Here is a 19,025-nt window from a genome sequence, read left to right as displayed (position 1 = left end):
GCCCCGTCCCCGACCGAAGGGTTCCGCCGCCATGACCACCACCGGCGCTCCCGGCGCCACCGATCCCGCGGGCAGACCCGGCATACCCGACGGGCGTGTCGAACTGCCGCCCGGCACGGCCCTCACCGACCCCCGGTTCGTCAACGACGACCTGCTCCCCGTCCCCGTCGCCCAGCGCCACTGGACCACGTACAACTTCGCCGCCCTCTGGGTCGGCATGGCCCACAACATCCCGTCCTGGCTGCTCGCGTCCGGCCTGATCGCCCTCGGCATGGACTGGAAACAGGCCGTCCTCACCATCGCCCTGGCCAATGTGATCGTGCTGGTCCCCATGCTGCTGACCGGGCACGCCGGACCCAAGTACGGCATCCCGTTCCCGGTCCTCGCCCGCGCCTCGTTCGGACTGCGGGGCGCCAACCTGCCGGCCCTCGTCCGGGCAGCCGTCGCCTGCGCCTGGTTCGGCATCCAGACCTGGATCGGAGGCCAGGGCGTCTTCGTCCTGCTCGACAAGGCCTTCGGCGGCGACTGGGCCGCGGCCGGGAGGATCGGGGGACAGCCCTGGACCCTGTGGCTCTGCTTCGTCCTCTTCTGGGCGCTCGAACTGGCCATCATCCACCGTGGAATGGAGGCCCTGCGCCGCTTCGAGAACTGGGCCGCCCCGTTCGTCATCGTCGGCGCGCTGGTCCTGCTCGTCTGGATCGCGGTCAAGGCCGGCGGATTCGGACCACTGCTCGACCAGCCCTCGAAGCTGGGCTGGGGCGCCGACTTCTGGCCCGTCTTCTTCCCGTCCCTCATGGGCATGATCGCCTTCTGGGCGACCCTCAGCCTGAACATCCCGGACTTCACCCGCTTCGGCGCCGGCCAGCGCGCCCAGGTCCGCGGGCAGACCCTCGGCCTGCCCACCACCATGACCCTCTTCGCGCTGCTCTCGGTCCTCGTCACCTCCGGCGCCCAGGCCGTGTACGGGGTGGCGGTCTGGGACCCGGTGGCGCTCGCCGCGAAGACCGACAACGTCTTCGGGCTTCTCTTCGCCCTCGTCACCGTCCTGGTGGCGACCGTCTCCGTCAACATCGCGGCGAACGTCGTGTCCCCGGCCTACGACCTGGCCAACCTCGCCCCGAAGCTCGTGAACTTCCGCCGGGGCGCGCTCCTCACCGGGGTCGTCGGCGTCCTCGTCATGCCCTGGAAGCTGACCTCCACCCCCGAGCTGTACATCTTCACCTGGCTCGGCCTCGTCGGCGGACTCCTCGGCACCGTCGCCGGCATCCTCATCGCCGACTACTGGCTGGTCCGCCGCACCGTCCTCGACCTCCAAGGTCTCTACCGCGCCGACGGCCCCTACTGGTACCGCGCGGGCTGGAACCCGGCGGCCGTCCTCGCCTTCGCGGCCGGCGGGCTCCTCGCGGTCGGCGGTTCCCACTCGGAGCCCGGCAAGGGACCCTTCCCGGCCGACGGTCTCGTTCCGTTCCTGCGGCCGCTCGCCGACTACGGCTGGGCCGTCGGCCTCGTCACCTCGCTGCTCCTCCACACCGCGCTGATGAAGGGTCGGGTGGCACGCGGCGACCGGCCGGCGACCGGCTGACCGGTTCTCGCCCGTGCTCGGGCGAACGGCTGTACGGTGCGGGCAGAGTGGTCGAACCGATACGAGGGCGGGTGGCGGGTGTGCTGGTCGAGACCTTGACCGCGGTGGCCGCGGCGGGCGGGGCGGCGGTCGTGCAGGCCGCCGGGACCGACGCCTGGCACGGGGTACGGGACCGGGTCGCCGCGCTCCTCGGGCGCGGCGACGAGCAGCGGGAGCGGGCCGCCCTGGAGCGCCTGGACCGGACCGCCGAGGCCCTGGAGGCCGACCGTGCCGTGGACCGGGGCCAGGAACTCGCACGCCAGGAGGGGGTGTGGCAGGAGCGGTTCGAGACCCTGCTGGCCGCCCTGCACGGTGCGGACCAGGAGCGAGCGGCCCGTGGCCTGCGCGCCCTGCCCGCCTTCGTCGCCGAGGCCGCGGGCGACGTGGCCCTCGCCACGGGCGACGCGGTGGCGCGCGACGGAGGCAGCGCGGTGACCGGCGTCCGGCGGACGGGCGGCGGTCAGGCCGCCCGGGCGGTCCGCACCGGAAACGCGGAGGCCACCGGCGCCGGGTCCACGGCCGTCAGCGGCGTCGTCACCGAGTAGCCGGCCGGGCGGCGACGTGGCCAAGTGGCGGTGGGGCAGACGGCACGACCCGGGCGGGCGCACCCCGGCCGGGCGCACGGCCGACGCGGAACCCGCCGGGCAGTGGGTGACGGGCAGCGGGAACGCGTTCGCGACGAACGGCGGCATCGCCGTCACGGGCATCTACAACGACCACACCCGCGTGGTGCTGCCGCCCGAGGCCGTGCGGCCCGTGGCGGAGGTGGGCGCGAGACCGGGACTGGACAACCTGCCGTACCGGTCCGGGCGCTTCGTGGGCCGCACGGCCGAACTCGACCGCCTCGACGCGGCCCTGGCCGACCCCGGCGGCGTGTGGCTCCAGGCCGTGCACGGGCTCGGCGGCGTCGGCAAGAGCGCGCTGGCCGTGCACTGGGCGGCCACCCGCGCCCGTACGCACGGCCTCACCCCCGTCCGGTGGATCACCGCCGACAGCCCCGCGGCGGTCGAGCAGGGCCTGGCCGCCCTCGCCACCGCCCTGCAGCCCGCCACCTCCAAGGCGCTGACGACGGAGGCGCTGGCCGAGAACGGGACGCAGTGGCTCGCCGCGCACGACGGCTGGCTGCTCGTCCTGGACAACGTCACCGACCCCGCCCACATCGCCCCCCTCCTCGCCCGGGCGCCGCACGGCCGCTTCCTGATCACCAGCAGGCTCGCCACCGTGTGGCACGACGCGACCACCGTCATCCGGCTCGACACCCTGCAACCGGGCGAGTCCCTGGCCCTGCTCACCCGCGTCGTCACGGCCGGCGGCCCCCGTGACCTGACCGGAGCGGCCGCCCTCTGCGCCGAACTCGGCCATCTGCCGCTCGCCGTCGAGCAGGCCGCCGCGTTCCTCGCCCAGAACCCGCTCCTGACCCCCCTCGGCTACCTGGACCTGCTCGGACAGGACCCCGCCCCGCTCTACCATCAGGGCGGCGTCGGCGTCACCGACCCCGAGCGCACCATCGCCCGCGTCTGGCGGGTCTCCCTGGACCAGGTGGCATTACGGCGGCCGGGCGCCACCGACGTGCTGCGCACCCTGGCCTGGTACGCCCCCGACCGCATCCCCGCCGGCCTCCTCGACGGCACCGCGGCACCGGCGGAGATCGCCGGCGCGGTCGGAGTGCTGAACGCCTACAGCCTGATCACCGTGGACCCCGCGAGCCACACCCTCTCCCTCCACCGGCTGGTCCAGTCCGTCGCCCGCACCCCCGACGCCGCCGACCCCCACCGCACGGCCGAACTCGTCGCGGAGGCCCGGGACCGTGCCACCTCGGCCCTCTTCTCCGCCGTCCGGTCGACCGACTGGCAGGACCCCGCGAACTGGCCCACCGGGCGCGCCCTGCTCCCGCACATGGACGCCCTCGCCACCCACACCCCCGTGTCCGCCGACACCGGCACCACGGCACGCCTCCTCACCCATGCCGGGGTCTTCCTCCTGAGCCAGGGGCTCGGCACCCGGGCCGCCAGACACCTGCGCCGTGCCCTGGAGCACCACGAGGGCGAACTGGGAGAGGACGACATCCACACGCTCACCGGCCGGCACAACCTCGCGCACGCCCTTGAGGCGTCGGGGCGGCCGGACAAGGCCGTCCCCCTGTACGAGCGGGCCCTCGCCGACGAGGAACGCGTCCTCGGGCCCGACCACCCGCTCACCGTCGCCGGCCGCAACAACCTGGCCGACGCCTACCGGGCGACGGGCGAACCGGACAAGGCCCTCGCCCTGCTCGGCCGCCACCCCGAGGACGTGGCGCTCCCCGCCGAGGGCGACGAGGACGCCCACCACGCCCTCAGCCTGCGCAACACCCTCGCCCACACCCGGCGGCAGGCGGGTGACCGCACCGGTGCCGTCCGCCTGTACGAGGAGAACCTCGACGCGTGCCGGCGCATCCTCGGCGAGGACCACCCCCTCACCCTCGTGACGCGGAACAACCTGACCGCCACCCGCACGGCACCCCAGGACCCGGCCGCAGCCGTCCCCCTCTTCGAGCGGACCCTCCAGGACATGGAGCGGGTCCTCGGCGAGGACCACCCCGACACCCTTCTCGCCCGCGCCAACCTGGCGGGGGCCCACCGGGGCGCGGGGGACACCGACCGGGCCGTCGCCCAGTTCGAACGGGCGCTGCCCGCCATGGAACGCGTCCTCGGTCCGGGCCACGCCACCACCCGCGCCACCCGTGTCGCCCTCGCCCTCACCCTCCGGGCGGCCGGCGAGCTCGAGCGGGCCACGCGCCTCGCCGCGCCCGGCGACGCACCGGGGCCGCCCGACGCCGTGCACCCCGACGCCGTGCACTCGGGCGTCCCCGGCGACGACCCCCCCGACAGCCGCGGCGCCGACATCGGGTACGGCTTCCTGGCCGCAGGTGACCCGGAGCGGGCCGTCCCGCTGTTCGAACAGGCCGACGCCGACGACCGCGAGCGGCTGGGCGAGGACCACCCCCGCTCCCTCACCGTCCGCCACAACCTGGCCGTCTCCCACCTCATGGCCGGCGCCCCCGACCGGGCCCTCCCCCTCTTCCGGGAGGTCCTCCGGGCCCGGGAGAGAACTCTCGGCGCGGACCATCCCGACACCCTCACCAGCCGCCGTCACCTCGCCGACGCGCACCGCGAGGCGGGCGCCTTCGACCAGGCCGTCCCCCTCTACGAACAGACGCTCCACGCGCGGACGCGGGACCTCGGCCCCCACCACCCGGAGACCCTCGCCGTTCTCGGCATGCTCGCGTACACGCTCCGGCTGGCGGGCCGGCCGGAGCAGGCCGTGCCCCTCTTCGAGCGGGCACTCCACGGCCGGGAACAGGTCCAGGGCCCCGACCACCCCGACACCCTCACCGTCCGCAACAGCCTCGCCGGATCGTACGGCGACACGGGCGATCTCCGCCGGGCCGTACAGCTCTACGAGGAGAACGCCACCGCGTGCGCGCGGGCCCTCGGCGACGATCACGCCGACACACTCACCGCCCGCCACAACCTGGCCACCGCCCACGCCGGGGCGGGCGACTTCCACCGGGCCGTCCCCCTGCTCCTGCAGACCCTCGACCAGAAGGAGAGGGTGCTGGGCCCGGCCCACCCCGACACGATCACCACCGGCCTGAGCATGGCGGAAGTCTTCCTGGAGGCCGGGATGAAGCGGGAATCCCGCCGGCTGTACCAGGACATCCTGACGACGTGTCTGCGCACGTACGGAGCCAAGCACCCCCTCACGCGCCGCGTGTACGCGCACAGGGTGGCCGCCAGGAAGGCCGGGCGGAGCCGGCGCACCCCCTAAAGGGTCGACGCCGCGCGCCAGGTCCGGCCGGGGGCCTCAGGCGCTCGTCGCGCGCGCGATCCAGCCGAGGTGCGCGCCGACGCGGGTGTTCACGGCGGGGGTGCTGGTGGCGCAGCCGCGCCCGTACGAGACGAGGCCGACGAGGGTCGGGCGGCCGTCGCGGTCCCGGTGGACCAGCGGGCCGCCGGAGTCGTACACGCAGGCGTCACGGCCCGGTGCGTAGGTGCAGATCTGGGCCGGTGTCAGGCCCGTGACACCCCGCGCGGCGCACGTCCGGTTGTCCATCGTCTCCAGGGTCACGGTCCGCAGCACGGGGGAGGGGGCCCCGCCGAACGAGGTCGCTCCCCATCCGGCGATCTCGACCCGTGTCCGGTCGAAGGCGTCCGGCGCCGTGTGCGCGGGCAGCCGTACCGGCCGGACGCCCCGGTCGTGGCGGACCGGGCGGGACAGTGTGATCACGGCGATGTCGTCGCGCTGGGTGCCCGGGTCGTACGCCGGGTGGCGCGTGAACCGGGAGGGCCGGGCGAGCACCGCGTACGGGGACTCCGTCCCGGTCGTCAGGTCGTGGTCGCCGAGCAGCACCGCGACCCGCCGGGTGTCGCCGTACGAACCGGTCAGGCAGTGCGCGGCGGTCAGGAGGTGGCGGTCGTCGACGAGCACCGCGCCGCAGAACCCCCGGCGCTCCTCGACGTCCACCAGCGCCGCGACGTAGGGGTACGCGTGCGGCCCGGCCTCCCGGCCGCCGACGACGGCCCCCGCCGGTGCCGCACCGAGCGGGGTGACGGTGAGGACCGCCCCCAGGAGTGAGGCCATGAGCCGTCCCGCCCCTCGCACGAGATCTCCCTCCGGTCGGCGCCGCATGTTCATGACGTCAACGAGACGCCGGGGAGGGGGTCACCCGTCCGTGGTTCCGGACTGGTGTCCGGGGCGTCGCGCGCCCGGGGCGACCGCGGCCTGGGAGGCCGGGAGGCCGGGCCCGGCAAGGGCGGCATTCCGGTTGTCGGAGGCCCGTGCTTAGCTGGACGCATGATCGAAGACTTCCTGGAGCACGTCCTCGCCGGCGGTACGACCGAGGTGGAGGAGGCGGTCCGCAAGGCGGCCGCCGCCGAGATCATGCCGCGCTTCCGGCAGCTCGCCACCCACGAGATCATCGAGAAGAACGGCCCGCACGACCTCGTCACGGTCGCGGACCGGGCCGCCGAGGCCGACCTGACCGTCTCGCTCACCGCCCTCCTGCCGGGCTCCGTCGTCGTCGGGGAGGAGGCCGTCCACGCCGACCCGGAGGTCTACGGGGCGCTCGGCGGCGACGCCCCCGTCTGGATCGTGGACCCCGTGGACGGCACCCGCCAGTTCGTCCACGGCGACCCCGCCTTCTGCACCCTCGTCGCCCTCGCCCGGCGCGGCGAGATCCTCGCCTCCTGGACCTTCGCCCCGGCCCTGGACGAGTTCGCGGTCGCCGTGCGCGGGCGCGGCGCCACCCTCAACGGGCAGCGGATGAGCGCCGGGTCGCCGGCCCCCGCGGCCGTCCTGGAGGTCGCCACCTCGCACCCCGACTACACCACCCCGGACCAGAAGCGGGCCCTCCTCGGACTCGACACCGAGGGGGTGCGCCCGCGCCCCTGCGGCTCCGCCGGGCTCGAGTACCTGGCGGTGGCCCGGGGCTCGCTCGACGCGGTCGCCTTCTCCTGGGAGTACGCGTGGGACCACGCGGCCGGGCTGCTGCTCGTCGCCGAGGCGGGCGGCGCGCACGCGACGCTCACCGGTGAGCCCTTCCGGATCGCCGGAGGAAACGCCCTGCCGTTCACCGCCGCCCGGGACGCCGCCACCGCCGAGCGGATCGGAGGGCTCCTCAGGGCTGCCTGAGGGGCGCGCGAGTCCCGGGAGCCCGCCGTCCTATCCTGAGAACCCTGGCCGCCGGCTGACGAAGGAGCCCGAAGGTGCCGTCGATGCTCGATGCCGTCGTCGTGGGGGCGGGGCCCAACGGACTGACCGCCGCCGTCGAACTCGCCCGCCGGGGCCACTCGGTGGCCGTCTTCGAGGCGAAGTCCACCGTCGGCGGCGGCTGCCGGACCGAGGAGCTCACCCTGCCCGGCTTCCGCCACGACCCCTGCGCCGCCGTGCACCCGCTGGGCGCCGGATCGCCCGTCTTCCGGACGATGCCGCTGGACCGGTACGGCCTGGAGTGGCTGCACCCCGAGCTGCCCATGGCCCACCCCTGGGACGACGGTACCGCCGCGGTCCTCGCCCGCTCCGTCGCCGAGACCGCCGCCTCCCTCGGACCCCGCGACGCGGGCGCCTACCGGCGGCTCGTCACCCCCTTCCTCGCCCACTGGGACACCCTCGTACGGGACTTCATGCAGCTGCCGCTGACCGCGCTGCCCCGTGACCCGGTCGCCCTCGCCCGCTTCGGTCTCGCCGGACTGCCGCCGTCCACCTGGCTGATGCGCCGCTTCCGCGACGAGAAGGCCCGCGCGCTGTTCGCCGGACTCGTCGGCCACGTCATGGCCCCGCTCGGCGGCATCGCCACCGGAGCCGTCGGGCTGGTCTTCGCGCTCGCCGCCCACGCGGGCGGCTGGCCCCTGCCCCGGGGCGGCTCGCAGGCCATCTCCGACGCCCTCACCGCGTATCTGAAGGACCTGGGCGGCGCCGTCCACACCGACTTCGAGGTCAAGCGCCTCGACGACCTGCCGCCCGCCCGCGCCTACGTCTTCGACACCTCGCCCACCGCCCTCGCCCGGATCGCCGGACTCGGCGGATACTACGACCGCTACCGCTACGGCGCCGCCGCCTTCAAGATCGACTACGCGCTCGACGGCCCCGTGCCCTGGACAGCCGAGGCCCCGCGCCGCGCCGGCACGGTCCAGATCGGCCCCACCGCGGGCGAGATCGGCACCGCCCTGCGCCAGGCCTCCTCCGGAACCGCCCCCGCCACCCCCTTCCTCATCACCGCGCAGCCCACCCTGGTCGACCCCGGCCGCGCGCCCGCGGGCAAGCACGTCTTCTGGGCGTACGGACACGTCCCGAACGGCTGGCGCGGCGACCTCACCGGGGCGATCGAGCGCCAGATCGAGCGCTTCGCCCCCGGCTTCCGCGACCGCGTCCTCGCCCGCGCCGTCGCCGGCCCGGCCGAACTCGCCGCCCACAACGCCAATTACGTCGGCGGCGACATCGCCTGCGGCGCGGCCGGCGGCCTCCAGCTCCTCCTGCGCCCCACCCTGTCGCTCCGCCCTTACAGCACCCCGCACCCGGCGGTCTTCCTCTGCTCCTCCGCCACGCCGCCCGGCCCCGGCGTGCATGGCATGTCCGGGCACAACGCGGCGAAGGCGGTCTGGCGCCGACTGCGAAAATAGACTGCGCCCATGGCCAAGTACCTCGACGTCCACCCCGAGAACCCCCAGCCGCGCATCATCGACTCCGTCGTCGACACCATTCGGAAGGACGGGCTCCTCGCCTACCCGACGGACTCCTGCTACGCCCTCGGCAGCCGGGTCGGCAGCCACGACGGCATCACCCGCATCCGTGAGATCCGCCGCCTCGACGACCGGCACCACTTCACCCTCATGTGCGCGAACTTCTCCCAGCTGGGCCAGCTCGTGCACGTCGACAACAACGTCTTCCGGGCCGTCAAGTCCGCCACCCCCGGCGCCTACACCTTCATCCTGCCCGCGACCAAGGAGGTGCCGCGCCAGCTCCTCCACCCCAGGAAGAAGACCGTCGGGGTGCGCATCCCGGACCACGTCGTCACCCAGACCCTGCTCGCCGCGCTCGGCGAACCGCTGCTCTCCAGCACCCTCCTGCTGCCCGACGAAGAGGAACCGCTGACGCAGGGCTGGGAGATCAAGGAGCGCCTCGACCACCAGGTGGACGTGGTGCTCGACTCGGGGGACTGCGGCACCGTCCCCACCACCGTGGTCGACTTCTCCGCCGGAGAACCCGAGATCCTGCGCGTCGGCGCGGGCGACCCCACCCGCTTCGAGTAGCCCGCCGGCACGCGCGGCGCCGGTGCTCCGGGCCACCGGCCGCCGGCCGGCCCTTACGGAACGGGCCATGATCATCGTACGGTCGGACCGGTATCAGGAAGTGACCACCGGAGGCCGGCACCGTGATCGTCATCGCCCACGTCAGCGACGTCCACATCGACGAGGGGGAGCGGAGCGCCGCCCGTACCCGCGCCGTGCTCCGGTACCTGGAGGAGCTGCCGTACGACCTGGCGGCCGTCCTCGTCACCGGCGACATCACCGACAACGGCACCCCCGCCGAGTACGCGATCGCCCGCGAGCTGCTGCGCTCACGCCACCCCGTGGTCCTCTGCCCCGGCAACCACGACGACCGTGCCGCCTTCCGCGCCGTGCTGCCCGTCCCCGCCCCGGGGGCCGAGGCCGGCGCGATCCCCGCCGCCGAGCCCCGGAACCCGTACGCGCCCGTGAACCAGGCCGTGCGCGGTGACGGCTTCGTCGTCGCCCTCTGCGACAGCTCGGTCCCCGGCGAGCACCACGGCCTCCTGGAGGACGAGACCCTCACCTGGCTGGACGGCGTCCTCACCGCCACGCCCCGCGAGACCCCCGTCCTCGTCGCCTTCCACCACCCGCCCGTACCGCTCCACACGCCGTACGTGGACGAGATCCGCCAGTTCGGCGAGGAGCGGCTGGCCGCCCTCGCCGACCGCCATCCCCACCTCACCGCCTTCCTCGCCGGCCACGCCCACACCGCCGCGGCCACCACCTTCGCCGGACGCCCCCTCCTCGTCGCGCCCGGCGTCCACTCGGCGATCCGGCTGCCCTGGGAGCACCCCGACCCGGCCGACCCGCACCTCCACCTCGGCCTGCCGCCCGCCCTCGCCTTCCACGTCCTCGGCGAGGACGGCCGGCTGACCACCCACTACCGGACCGTCCCGGTCTGACGCCCTCCCGGCCGGCGGACGTCCCTGTCGTTTTTCTGCCAGCCCGGACGCCGCCGGTCCACGATCCTGGATCCATGCACACCGACACCGAGCGCTGCGTCCGGGCCGTCCAGTCGAAGGACGCCCGCTTCGACGGCGTGTTCTTCACCGCCGTCCGCACCACCCGCGTCTACTGCCGGCCCAGCTGCCCGGTCGTGCCCCCCAAGCCCGAGAACATGGAGTTCCACCCGAGCGCCGCCTCCTGCCAGCGCGCCGGCTTCCGGGCCTGCAAGCGCTGCCGGCCCGACACCAGCCCCGGCTCCCCGGAGTGGAACGTCCGCGCCGACGCCGTCGCCCGCGCCATGCGGCTCATCCAGGACGGCGTGGTCGACCGGGAGGGCGTCCCCGGCCTCGCCCGCCGGCTCGGCTGGTCCACCCGCCAGATCGAACGCCAGCTCCTCGCCGAACTCGGCGCGGGACCCCTCGCCCTCGCCCGCGCCCAGCGGGCCCAGACGGCCCGCGTGCTCATCGAGACCACCTCCCTGCCCCTGGGCGAGATCGCCTTCGCCGCCGGGTTCGCCTCCATCCGCTCCTTCAACGACACGGTGCGCGAGGTCTTCGCCCTCACCCCCGGCGAGCTCCGCGCCCGCGCCGCCCGCCGGCCCGCCGACCCCCAGGACGCCCCGGGGCCCGCCGGTACCACCCCGCCGGCGCCCGGCGTCATCAGCCTCCGCCTGCCGTTCCGCGCCCCGCTCGAACCTTCCAACCTCTTCGGCCACCTCGCCGCGACCGCCGTTCCCGGCGTGGAGGAGTGGCGCGACGGCGCCTACCGGCGCACCCTCCGCCTGCCGTACGGGCACGGCATCGCCGCCCTGGCCCCGCGCCCCGGTCACATCGCCTGCCGGCTGTCCCTCACCGACCCGCGCGACCTCACCCACGCCATCAGCCGCTGCCGCCGCCTCCTCGACCTCGACGCCGACCCGGTCGCCGTCGACGACCGGCTCCGCGCCGACCCCCTGCTCGCCCCGCTCGTGGACGCGGCGCCCGGCCGCCGCGTCCCCGGCACCGTCGACCCCGCCGAGTTCGCCGTCCGGGCCGTCCTCGGCCAGCAGGTCTCCACGGCCGCCGCCCGCACCCACGCCGCCCGGCTCGTCACCGCCCACGGCGTGCCCGTCGAGGACCCCGAGGGCGGGCTCACCCACCTCTTCCCGGCCCCCGAGGCGCTGGCCGCCCTCGACCCCGAGGCCCTGGCCCTGCCCCGAAGCCGCCGGGCCACGCTCCTCACCCTGGTGCGGGCCCTCGCCGACGGCAGCCTCCCGCTCGGGCCGGCCGACGACCGCGAGGAGGCCCGCGCCCGGCTCCTCGCCCTCCCCGGCTTCGGCCCCTGGACCACCGAGATCATCGCCATGCGGGCGCTCGGCGATCCCGACGCCTTCCTCGCCGGCGACCTCGGCGTCCGCCGCGCCGCCGCCGGCCTCGGCCTGCCCGCCACCCCCGCCGCGCTCACCGCCCGCGCCGCCCACTGGCGGCCCTGGCGCGCCTACGCCGTCCAGTACCTCTGGGCCACCGACGACCACCCGATCAACCACCTGCCGGCGTCCCCCGCGCCCGCGACACCCGCCTGAGGACCCCGCCATGCCCACCGTGCAGCACACCGTCGTGGACAGCCCCTACGAGCCGCTGACCCTCGTCGCCGTCGACGGCGTCCTCAGCCGCGTGCACATGACCGGCCAGCGCCACCGCCCGCCCGAGGAGACCTTCGGCGAGCCCGACCCGCGCCCCTTCAAGGAGGCCGTCCGCCAGCTCGACGCCTACTTCGCGGGCGATCTCACCGCCTTCGACCTGCCGCTCCACCTGGAGGGCACCCCGTTCCAGCGGCGTGTCTGGAACGAGCTCCTCCGCATCCCGTACGGGGAGACCCGGACGTACGGCCAACTCGCCGAGGCGCTCGGCGCGCCCACCGCCTCCCGGGCCGTCGGCCTCGCCAACGGCAAGAACCCGGTGAGCATCATCGTCCCCTGCCACCGCGTGATCGGCGCGGGCGGCGGCCTCACCGGCTACGGCGGCGGCCTGGACCGCAAGCGCCGCCTCCTGGCCTTCGAATCCGGCACCCTCCCGGCGCCGCCGGACGCCCTGTTCTAGGGGGTGTCTCGCCCATGTCGCCGGGCTCGCGGCGTGATCCGGCCTGATCGACAAGACCCCCCTAGCGCAGCCGCTCCAGGAGCGCCGGCAGCGCCGTCCCGATCGGCTCGCGGATCACCTCGGCGGCGAGCGGGTCGTACGGGGTGGGCTCGGCGTTCACCACGATCAACCGGGCGCCGTGCTCGGCCGCCATCCCCGCGAGGGAGGCGGCCGGCTGGACCTGGAGGCTCGTACCGACCGCGAGGAAGACCTCCGCCGCCTTCGCGACGGACACGGCCCGGGCGAGCAGCACCGGGTCGAGGCGCTGCCCGAACATCACCGTGGCGGACTTCAGGATCCCGCCGCAGGTCCGGCACGGCGGGTCCGCCTCGCCCGCCCGCACCCGGTCCAGCGCCTCCTCCATGGAGGACCGGGCGTGGCAGGCCGTGCACACCACCGACCGGGCCGAACCGTGCAGTTCCAGCACCTTGCGGTCGGGCACCCCCGCCGCCTGGTGCAGGCCGTCGACGTTCTGCGTGATCACCCGCACCGCGTGGCCGCCGCGCTCGAACGCGGCGATCGCGAGGTGCGCCGCGTTCGGCCGGGCCCTCAGGACCGGCCCGTCCAGCCGCATCCGCCAGGAACGGCGCCGGATCTCCGGATCGGCCATGTACGGCCCGTACGTCACGAGCCGTTCCGCCTCCGGGTCCTTGCGCCACAGCCCCTGGGGACCCCGGTAGTCGGGGATGCCGGAGTCCGTGGAGACACCGGCGCCGGTGAGGATCGCGACCATCGTCATACCACCGACCCTAAGAAGGTCCCGCCCCTGCCGCGAGCGGGTTTCCCGGTGCTACGTTCCCCGCATGGCCAAGGTGAACATCGCGCTCGACGCCGAACTCGTCGTGGACGTCATGGTCCTGGCGGGCGTCGGCAACCCCCAGGACGCGGTCGAGGCGGTGGTGCGCGACTACGTCGCCCGCGGTCACCGCACCGAGGCCCGTACCGCCACCCGCGACGAGGCCTACCGCACCGGTGACCTCCTGCCGCCCGAGCCCCCGCAGGGCTGACGCGGGCAGACGGGCGCGTACGGCGAGCCGGGGCCGAGGCCCGCGGGCTCAGGCGGCCCCGGCAGGGCGCCCGTCCACCAGCTCCACCGGGCCGCCGCGGCCCGACTCCAGGACGTCCAGGGCGGCGAGCACCCGCAGGCCCCGGCCGCCCGGCAGGTGCGCCGGGATCTCGTCGCGCCCGATCAGCTTCCAGGAGAGCAGTTCCTCCTCCTGGACCCGGATCCGCGCGAGCCGCTCCCCGGACAGCACCCCGCCGTCGTAGACGTACGCCACGATCGGCGGGCGGTCGGCGCCGGGCACCCAGTCGACGGCGAGGAGCGCCCCCGGCTCCACGTCCAGGCCGATCTCCTCCGCCGTCTCCCGGCGCGCCGCCTGCCGGGGCGTCTCCCCGGCGTCGGACTCGATCGTGCCTCCGGGCAGGCTCCAGTGCGGGCGGTAGTTCGGCTCCACCACCAGGACACGGCCCGCCGCGTCCCGGAGGAGGACCGCCGCGGCGGCCAGGACGCGGGGGAGACCCGCGAGATACGCGGCGCGGTCGGTGGTGGTCACCCCGTCAGGTTAGCCAAGGACGGCGTGCGCCCGCGCCGGTTCGCCGTCACGGCGCCGCGGCCCCCGCGGCGGCGGGCGGCTCAGCCCTCGCCCTCCGGCGGTTCGTCCTCGCGGCGTCCCCGGGCCAGGCGGCGCAGGCGGTGGTGCCGGGCGGGCGGGCCCTGCTCGGTCATCGCCTCGCCGACCAGCGTCCGTACCGCGTCCCGCAGACCGTGCAGGGCGTGGTGCCGCGCCGGTCCGGCGCCCGGGTCCTCCCGCAGCTCCTTCAGCAGCGCCACGCACAGCCCGAGCATCACCAGCACGAACGGCAGCGCCACCAGGATCGTCGCCGTCTGCAGCGAGTCGAGCCCGCCCACCACCAGCAGCACCGCCGCCACGGCGGCCATCAGCACGCCCCAGGTCACGACCAGCCAGGTCGGGGGATGGAGCGAGCCCCGGCTCGTCAGCGACCCCATCACCAGCGAGGCCGAGTCCGCGCTCGTGACGAAGTACGTCATCACGAGCACCATCGCCAGGACGGAGGTGACCGTACCGATCGGCAGGGCCTCCAGCATGGCGAACAGGGAGGCCTCCGCCCCGTCCTTCACGGCCGCCGCCAGATCGGCCGCGCCCGTCGACTCCAGGCGGATCGCCGTACCGCCCATCACGCAGAACCAGATCACCGTCGCCCCCGAGGGGACGAGCAGCACGCCCATGAGGAACTCCCGGACGGTCCGCCCCCGCGAGATCCGGGCGATGAAGGTGCCGACGAACGGCGCCCAGGAGAGCCACCACGCCCAGTAGAAGATCGTCCACGCGCCCAGCCACTCGCGGTCGGTGAAGGCGCCCGTCCGGCTCGCCATGGGCAGCAGTTGGTGCAGGTAGCCGCCGACGGAGGCCGGGATCGTGTCCAGGATGTGGACGGTCGGGCCCAGCAGGAAGACGAACAGCATCAGCCCGCCCGCGAGCACGATGTTGAGCGTGGACAGCCACTTCACGCCCTTGTGCAGGCCGGAGAAGGCCGACAGGACGAAGGCCGCCGACAGGGCCGCGATGATGATCAGTTCGGTCGTGGTGGTCGCCGCCACGCCCGTCGTCAGGTTCAGGCCCTCCGCCACCTGCAGCGCGCCCAGGCCGAGGCTCGTCGCCGTGCCGAAGACGGTGGCGAAGACCGCCAGCAGGTCGATCGCCCGGCCCGGCCACGAGGCCGCCCGGCGCGCGCCGATCAGCGGCACGAACGCCGAACTCAACTGCTGGCCGCGGCCCTTGCGGAAGCCCGCGTACGCGAGCGCGAGCCCCGCGATGCCGTAGATCGCCCAGGGCGTCAGCGTCCAGTGGAAGAAGGCGTACTCCATGGCGCTGAGCGCTGCGGTCCCCGTCCCGGCGGTGGCGCCACTCGCCGGCGGCGGGTCGAGGAAGTGCTGGAGCGGCTCCCCGACCCCGTAGAACATCAGGCCGATGCCCATGCCGGCGCTGAACATCATCGCGATCCACGCCAGGTTCGTGAACTCCGGCTCCGAGTCGTCCGCGCCCAGCCGGATCCGGCCGAAGCGGCTCAGCGCGATCACCACGCACAGGACGAGGAACAGGTCCGCCGCGACCACGAACAGCCAGGCGAAATTGTCCAGGACCCAGCCGAGGGCGGTGGCCGAGGCGCTGTCGAAGGACCGCTCGCCGAGCGCGGCCCAGGCGACCGCCGCCACGACCGCCGCGACCCCGATCCCGATGACCTTCCGGTCGGGCGCGGGCCGTCCCCGCCGACCCTCCGGCCCGTCCGGGGCCGGCTCGATCCGTTCCGTGCTCATGCGACCCCACTATGGTCCGGAATATCGCGATATCCGGGGGTGGCACGCCGTCTGGCGGTACGGATAGGGTCGGCGTCGGCGCGACTGCCTGTTCGAAAGCAAGGGATGCAAGGTGACGGACGGAGCAGCAACTCAGGTCGCTCACGTGCTCGTGGCGGCCGACAAGTTCAAGGGCTCGCTCACGGCCGTGCAGGTCGCGGAGCGGGTCACGGCGGGACTGCGGAGGGTCGTCCCCGACCTCGACGTGGTGACCCTGCCCGTGGCGGACGGCGGCGACGGTACGGTCGCGGCGGCGGTCGCGGCGGGCTTCGAGCGCCGGGAGACGACCGTGACCGGGCCCCTCGGCGAGCCCGTCACCGCGGCCTTCGCGCTGCGCGGCACGACCGCCGTGGTCGAGATGGCGGAGGCCTCCGGCCTCCAGCTCCTCCCGTCCGGCGTGTTCGCCCCGCTGACCGCCACCACCTACGGTTCCGGCGAACTCCTCCGCGCCGCCCTCGACGCCGGGGCGACCACCCTCGTCTTCGGTGTCGGCGGCAGCGCCACCACCGACGGCGGCGCCGGCATGCTCGCCGCCCTCGGCGCGCGCTTCCTCGACGCCTCCGGCGAACCGGTCGGGCCCGGCGGCGCGCCGCTCGCCGACCTGGCCACCGCCGACCTCTCCGGTCTCGACCCCCGCTTCGCCGAGGTCGACCTGATCCTCGCCAGCGACGTCGACAACCCGCTGACCGGGCCGAAGGGCGCCCCCGCCGTCTACGGCCCGCAGAAGGGCGCCTCCCCGGAGGACGTCCGCACCCTCGACGCGGCCCTCGCCCACTACGCGACCGTCCTGGAGAAGGCGATCGGCGCCCGGGCGGCCGAGGCGGCCGTCGCCCCCGGCGCCGGCGGCGCGGGCGGCATCGGTTACGGCGCCCTCATCCTCGGGGCGAGCTTCCGCCCCGGCATCGAGCTCATGCTGGAGGTCCTCGGCTTCGCGCCCGCCCTGGAGAAGGCCACCCTGGTCATCACCGGCGAGGGATCCCTCGACGAGCAGACCCTCCACGGCAAGGCCCCGGCGGGCGTCGCCGCGGCGGCCCGCGCCGCCGGCAAGGAGGTCGTCGCGGTCTGCGGGCGGCTCGCCCTCGCCCCCGAGACCCTCGGCGCGGCCGGTATCCGCCGCGCCTACCCCCTCGCGGACCTGGAGCCCGACCCCGCCACCTCCATGGCGAACGCCGGCCCGCTCCTGGAGGACGTGGCGGCGGCGATCGCCCGCGACTTCCTGCTGTAGCACCCGGCCGGTCCGTACCCGCCGCCCCCTCGGGTCACGGGTACGGACCGGAAGCCGCCCCTACGCCTCCGCGTCGGCGTCCTGCGGGTACCAGCGCAGTTCCACCGTGTTGCCGTCGGGGTCCCTGACGTACACCGACTGCGCCGAACCGCGGGCACCCCAGCGCGGGACGGGGCCCTCGATCACGTCGAAGGTGCCGGAGCCGATGACCTCCTGCCAGTCCAGGGGGTCCACCACCAGGCAGATGTGGTCCACGTTGGACTCCCCGCGCGGGCGGGAGAACAGATCGATGACCGTGCTGTCGTCGATGCGCACCGACGGGAAGGGCACCTTGCTGGCCCGCCATTCCTCCACCCGCTCGGGCGCGAGGCCCAGGGGTCCGGTGTAGAACGCGAGCGAACGCTCGACGTCGGTCACGTTGAGCACCAGGTGGTCGAAGGCCTTGACGCGCATGGGCATCACCTCGGGGGAGTGGATCACGGCAGGACCCGGTGATCATGGTCACCGGGCGCCCGGCGGTCAAGGGCCCGGCCCGCGCGGCGGCCCGCTCAGCCCTGTGCCGTCAGGCGGAACGCGTCCAGGGCCAGCGTCATCTCCGTCAGGTCCCGCGGCCGGGACAGCGACCTCGACGTCAGCTGCTCCAGACGCCGCAGGCGGTTGAAGACCGTGTTCCGGTGGCAGTACAGACGGCCCGCCGCCCGCCCCGCCGACCCCTCGCAGTCCAGCCACGCGTCCAGCGTCTCCAGGAGCACCGCCCGGTCGGCCGGGTCCAGTTCGAGCAGTCCGCCCAGCACCTCCGTGACCAGCAGCTGCGCCATCTCCGGCTGGCCCACCACCAGCGCCCCCGCCATCCGGCGGTCCAGGCGGACCACCTCACGGCTGCCCGACGGACAGGTCCGCAGGGCCAGTTCGGCCAGCCGCCGGGCCCGGCCGAGCTCGGTCAGGCCCGTCACCACGGGGCTGATCCCGCCCGGCCCCGGGCACCGCCCGTCGAGCAGCTCCGACAGCGCGTCCAGCCCCGTGCCGTCCGCGAACGCCACCACGCCCAGCTCGCAGTCGGCCCGCATCCGCCACAGGAACCGCACCCCGTCCCCCTGCACCTGCCGGTGGAACGGCTCCCGCTCCTCCCGCCGGTCGTAGCGCAGCACCACCACCGCGTACCGCCCCTGCTCCGGCAGGTCCAGCCCGGCCGCCGCCCGCGAGACCACCTCCGGGGAACGCTGGCCCTGCAGCAGGGCGTCCAGGAGCGCCTGCAACTGCTCGTCGGTACGACGCCGCAGCTCCGCCTCGGTCGCCCGGTACGCCTCCGACGCCGTGTCCGCCTGCGCGTCCACCGCCGACCACACCGTCGTCGCCGACTGCATCAGCGCCGCGAGCCGTGCCGCGTCGGCCCCGGCGCCCTCGATCAGCGCGTCCCACACCAGATGGCCGGCGTGCCGGTAGGCGTGCACCACCAGCTCCAGCGGCATGCCCTGCTCGGCCCGCCGTCGGCCCATCTCCTCCGCGTGCTCCAGGTCGCGCCGGGGCGAGTTCCGCGGCGCCGAGATCATCTCGATCCCGATCCGCATCGCCTCGTGCGCCTCCTGCCAGTGCCGGTCGTACGGGAGGATCCGCCCGTAGGCGGGCTCGTACGCGTGCAGCTCCCTCAGATGCTCGTCCACCAGTTCAGGCACCCGCTCCAGAAGCTCCGTGCACGCCTGCGCGAGCACCTTCCAGTCGTCGCCGGTCCGCCGTCTGCGCCGTCCCATGCCCGGAGGATGCCACCGCCCCGGCCCTCCCCGCACGCCCCTGACGCGCAGCGTTGTGCCGGTGCACAGCCCGTCGGCCCGCCCGCTGGTCACCGGCAGCGTTTCGGCCGCCGGACGTGGACGGGCGGTCCGGGCCGGTGCTGGGGTGAGCGCCACCGAAGCGGCCGGGAATCGCCCCAGCGACA

Annotated in this window: 17 protein-coding genes; 11 read left to right on the top strand and 6 right to left on the bottom strand. The window is 75.0% G+C overall.

Annotation, left to right across the window (positions count from 1 at the left end):
- The first annotated feature begins 31 nt into the window (after window positions 1-31).
- The 3 genes from ABTY40_RS11045 (at window position 32) to ABTY40_RS11035 (ending at window position 5,428) form a co-directional block, all read left to right on the top strand.
- The gene (locus ABTY40_RS11045) at window positions 32-1,582 is read left to right on the top strand and encodes an NCS1 family nucleobase:cation symporter-1 (protein ID WP_352059234.1); all 1,551 of its coding nucleotides are present in this window, start codon (window positions 32-34) and stop codon (window positions 1,580-1,582) included.
- Window positions 1,583-1,662: 80 nt separating this feature from the next.
- The gene (locus ABTY40_RS11040; protein WP_352059233.1) at window positions 1,663-2,166 is read left to right on the top strand and encodes a hypothetical protein; all 504 of its coding nucleotides are present in this window, start codon (window positions 1,663-1,665) and stop codon (window positions 2,164-2,166) included.
- A gap of 16 nt (window positions 2,167-2,182) precedes the next feature.
- Window positions 2,183-5,428, top strand: coding sequence for a tetratricopeptide repeat protein (locus ABTY40_RS11035; protein ID WP_352059232.1), 3,246 nt, complete (start codon window positions 2,183-2,185; stop codon window positions 5,426-5,428).
- 36 nt (window positions 5,429-5,464) lie between these two features.
- Here the strand turns inward: ABTY40_RS11035 and ABTY40_RS11030 are convergent, their stop codons facing one another.
- Window positions 5,465-6,241: a serine protease gene (locus ABTY40_RS11030; RefSeq protein ID WP_352059231.1), complete on the bottom strand. Its 777-nt coding sequence runs from the start codon at window positions 6,239-6,241 to the stop codon at window positions 5,465-5,467.
- A gap of 213 nt (window positions 6,242-6,454) precedes the next feature.
- Here ABTY40_RS11030 and ABTY40_RS11025 point away from each other — a divergent pair, with 213 nt between their 5' ends.
- The 6 genes from ABTY40_RS11025 to ABTY40_RS11000 all read left to right on the top strand — a co-directional run bounded on the left by ABTY40_RS11025 (window position 6,455) and on the right by ABTY40_RS11000 (window position 12,449).
- The gene (locus tag ABTY40_RS11025; RefSeq protein ID WP_352059230.1) at window positions 6,455-7,291 is read left to right on the top strand and encodes an inositol monophosphatase family protein; all 837 of its coding nucleotides are present in this window, start codon (window positions 6,455-6,457) and stop codon (window positions 7,289-7,291) included.
- 74 nt (window positions 7,292-7,365) lie between these two features.
- The gene (locus tag ABTY40_RS11020) at window positions 7,366-8,778 is read left to right on the top strand and encodes a phytoene desaturase family protein (RefSeq protein ID WP_352059229.1); all 1,413 of its coding nucleotides are present in this window, start codon (window positions 7,366-7,368) and stop codon (window positions 8,776-8,778) included.
- Between the two features lie 9 nt (window positions 8,779-8,787).
- Window positions 8,788-9,408, top strand: coding sequence for an L-threonylcarbamoyladenylate synthase (locus ABTY40_RS11015; protein WP_352059228.1), 621 nt, complete (start codon window positions 8,788-8,790; stop codon window positions 9,406-9,408).
- 122 nt (window positions 9,409-9,530) lie between these two features.
- Window positions 9,531-10,328 carry a metallophosphoesterase gene (locus tag ABTY40_RS11010; protein ID WP_352059227.1) on the top strand — a complete coding sequence of 266 codons (798 nt, stop codon included), beginning with the start codon at window positions 9,531-9,533 and terminating at the stop codon, window positions 10,326-10,328.
- A gap of 74 nt (window positions 10,329-10,402) precedes the next feature.
- The gene (locus ABTY40_RS11005; RefSeq protein ID WP_352059226.1) at window positions 10,403-11,932 is read left to right on the top strand and encodes an AlkA N-terminal domain-containing protein; all 1,530 of its coding nucleotides are present in this window, start codon (window positions 10,403-10,405) and stop codon (window positions 11,930-11,932) included.
- A 10-nt stretch (window positions 11,933-11,942) separates the two neighbouring features.
- Window positions 11,943-12,449, top strand: coding sequence for a methylated-DNA--[protein]-cysteine S-methyltransferase (locus ABTY40_RS11000; protein ID WP_352059225.1), 507 nt, complete (start codon window positions 11,943-11,945; stop codon window positions 12,447-12,449).
- Between the two features lie 61 nt (window positions 12,450-12,510).
- On the opposite strand, the gene ABTY40_RS10995 is transcribed toward ABTY40_RS11000, so the two are convergent.
- The gene (locus ABTY40_RS10995; protein WP_352059224.1) at window positions 12,511-13,227 is read right to left on the bottom strand and encodes an SIR2 family NAD-dependent protein deacylase; all 717 of its coding nucleotides are present in this window, start codon (window positions 13,225-13,227) and stop codon (window positions 12,511-12,513) included.
- Window positions 13,228-13,291: 64 nt separating this feature from the next.
- Between ABTY40_RS10995 and ABTY40_RS10990 the strand changes: the two genes are divergently transcribed.
- Window positions 13,292-13,495, top strand: a complete 204-nt coding sequence (locus tag ABTY40_RS10990; protein WP_352059223.1) for a type II toxin-antitoxin system VapB family antitoxin — start codon at window positions 13,292-13,294, stop codon at window positions 13,493-13,495.
- 48 nt (window positions 13,496-13,543) lie between these two features.
- On the opposite strand, the gene ABTY40_RS10985 is transcribed toward ABTY40_RS10990, so the two are convergent.
- Window positions 13,544-14,044, bottom strand: a complete 501-nt coding sequence (locus ABTY40_RS10985) for an NUDIX domain-containing protein (RefSeq protein ID WP_352059222.1) — start codon at window positions 14,042-14,044, stop codon at window positions 13,544-13,546.
- Window positions 14,045-14,124: 80 nt separating this feature from the next.
- Complete coding sequence (locus ABTY40_RS10980) at window positions 14,125-15,828, bottom strand: BCCT family transporter (protein ID WP_352059221.1); 1,704 nt, start codon at window positions 15,826-15,828, stop codon at window positions 14,125-14,127.
- Window positions 15,829-15,940: 112 nt separating this feature from the next.
- On the opposite strand from ABTY40_RS10980, the gene ABTY40_RS10975 reads away from it, so the two are divergent.
- Entirely contained in the window at window positions 15,941-17,092 is a 1,152-nt protein-coding gene (locus ABTY40_RS10975; protein WP_352059220.1) for a glycerate kinase, read from the top strand.
- Window positions 17,093-17,152: 60 nt separating this feature from the next.
- Here ABTY40_RS10975 and ABTY40_RS10970 read toward each other — a convergent pair whose 3' ends face one another.
- Both ABTY40_RS10970 and ABTY40_RS10965 read right to left on the bottom strand, forming a co-directional pair.
- Window positions 17,153-17,545: a VOC family protein gene (locus ABTY40_RS10970; RefSeq protein ID WP_352059219.1), complete on the bottom strand. Its 393-nt coding sequence runs from the start codon at window positions 17,543-17,545 to the stop codon at window positions 17,153-17,155.
- Between the two features lie 95 nt (window positions 17,546-17,640).
- Window positions 17,641-18,840: a PucR family transcriptional regulator gene (locus tag ABTY40_RS10965; protein ID WP_352059218.1), complete on the bottom strand. Its 1,200-nt coding sequence runs from the start codon at window positions 18,838-18,840 to the stop codon at window positions 17,641-17,643.
- Between the last annotated feature and the right edge of the window lie 185 nt (window positions 18,841-19,025).

This window comes from Streptomyces sp. NPDC126503 (genome assembly GCF_040302405.1).
Lineage (GTDB): Bacteria > Actinomycetota > Actinomycetes > Streptomycetales > Streptomycetaceae > Streptomyces > Streptomyces gulbargensis.
This window is presented reverse-complemented; position numbering and strand designations above follow the sequence as displayed.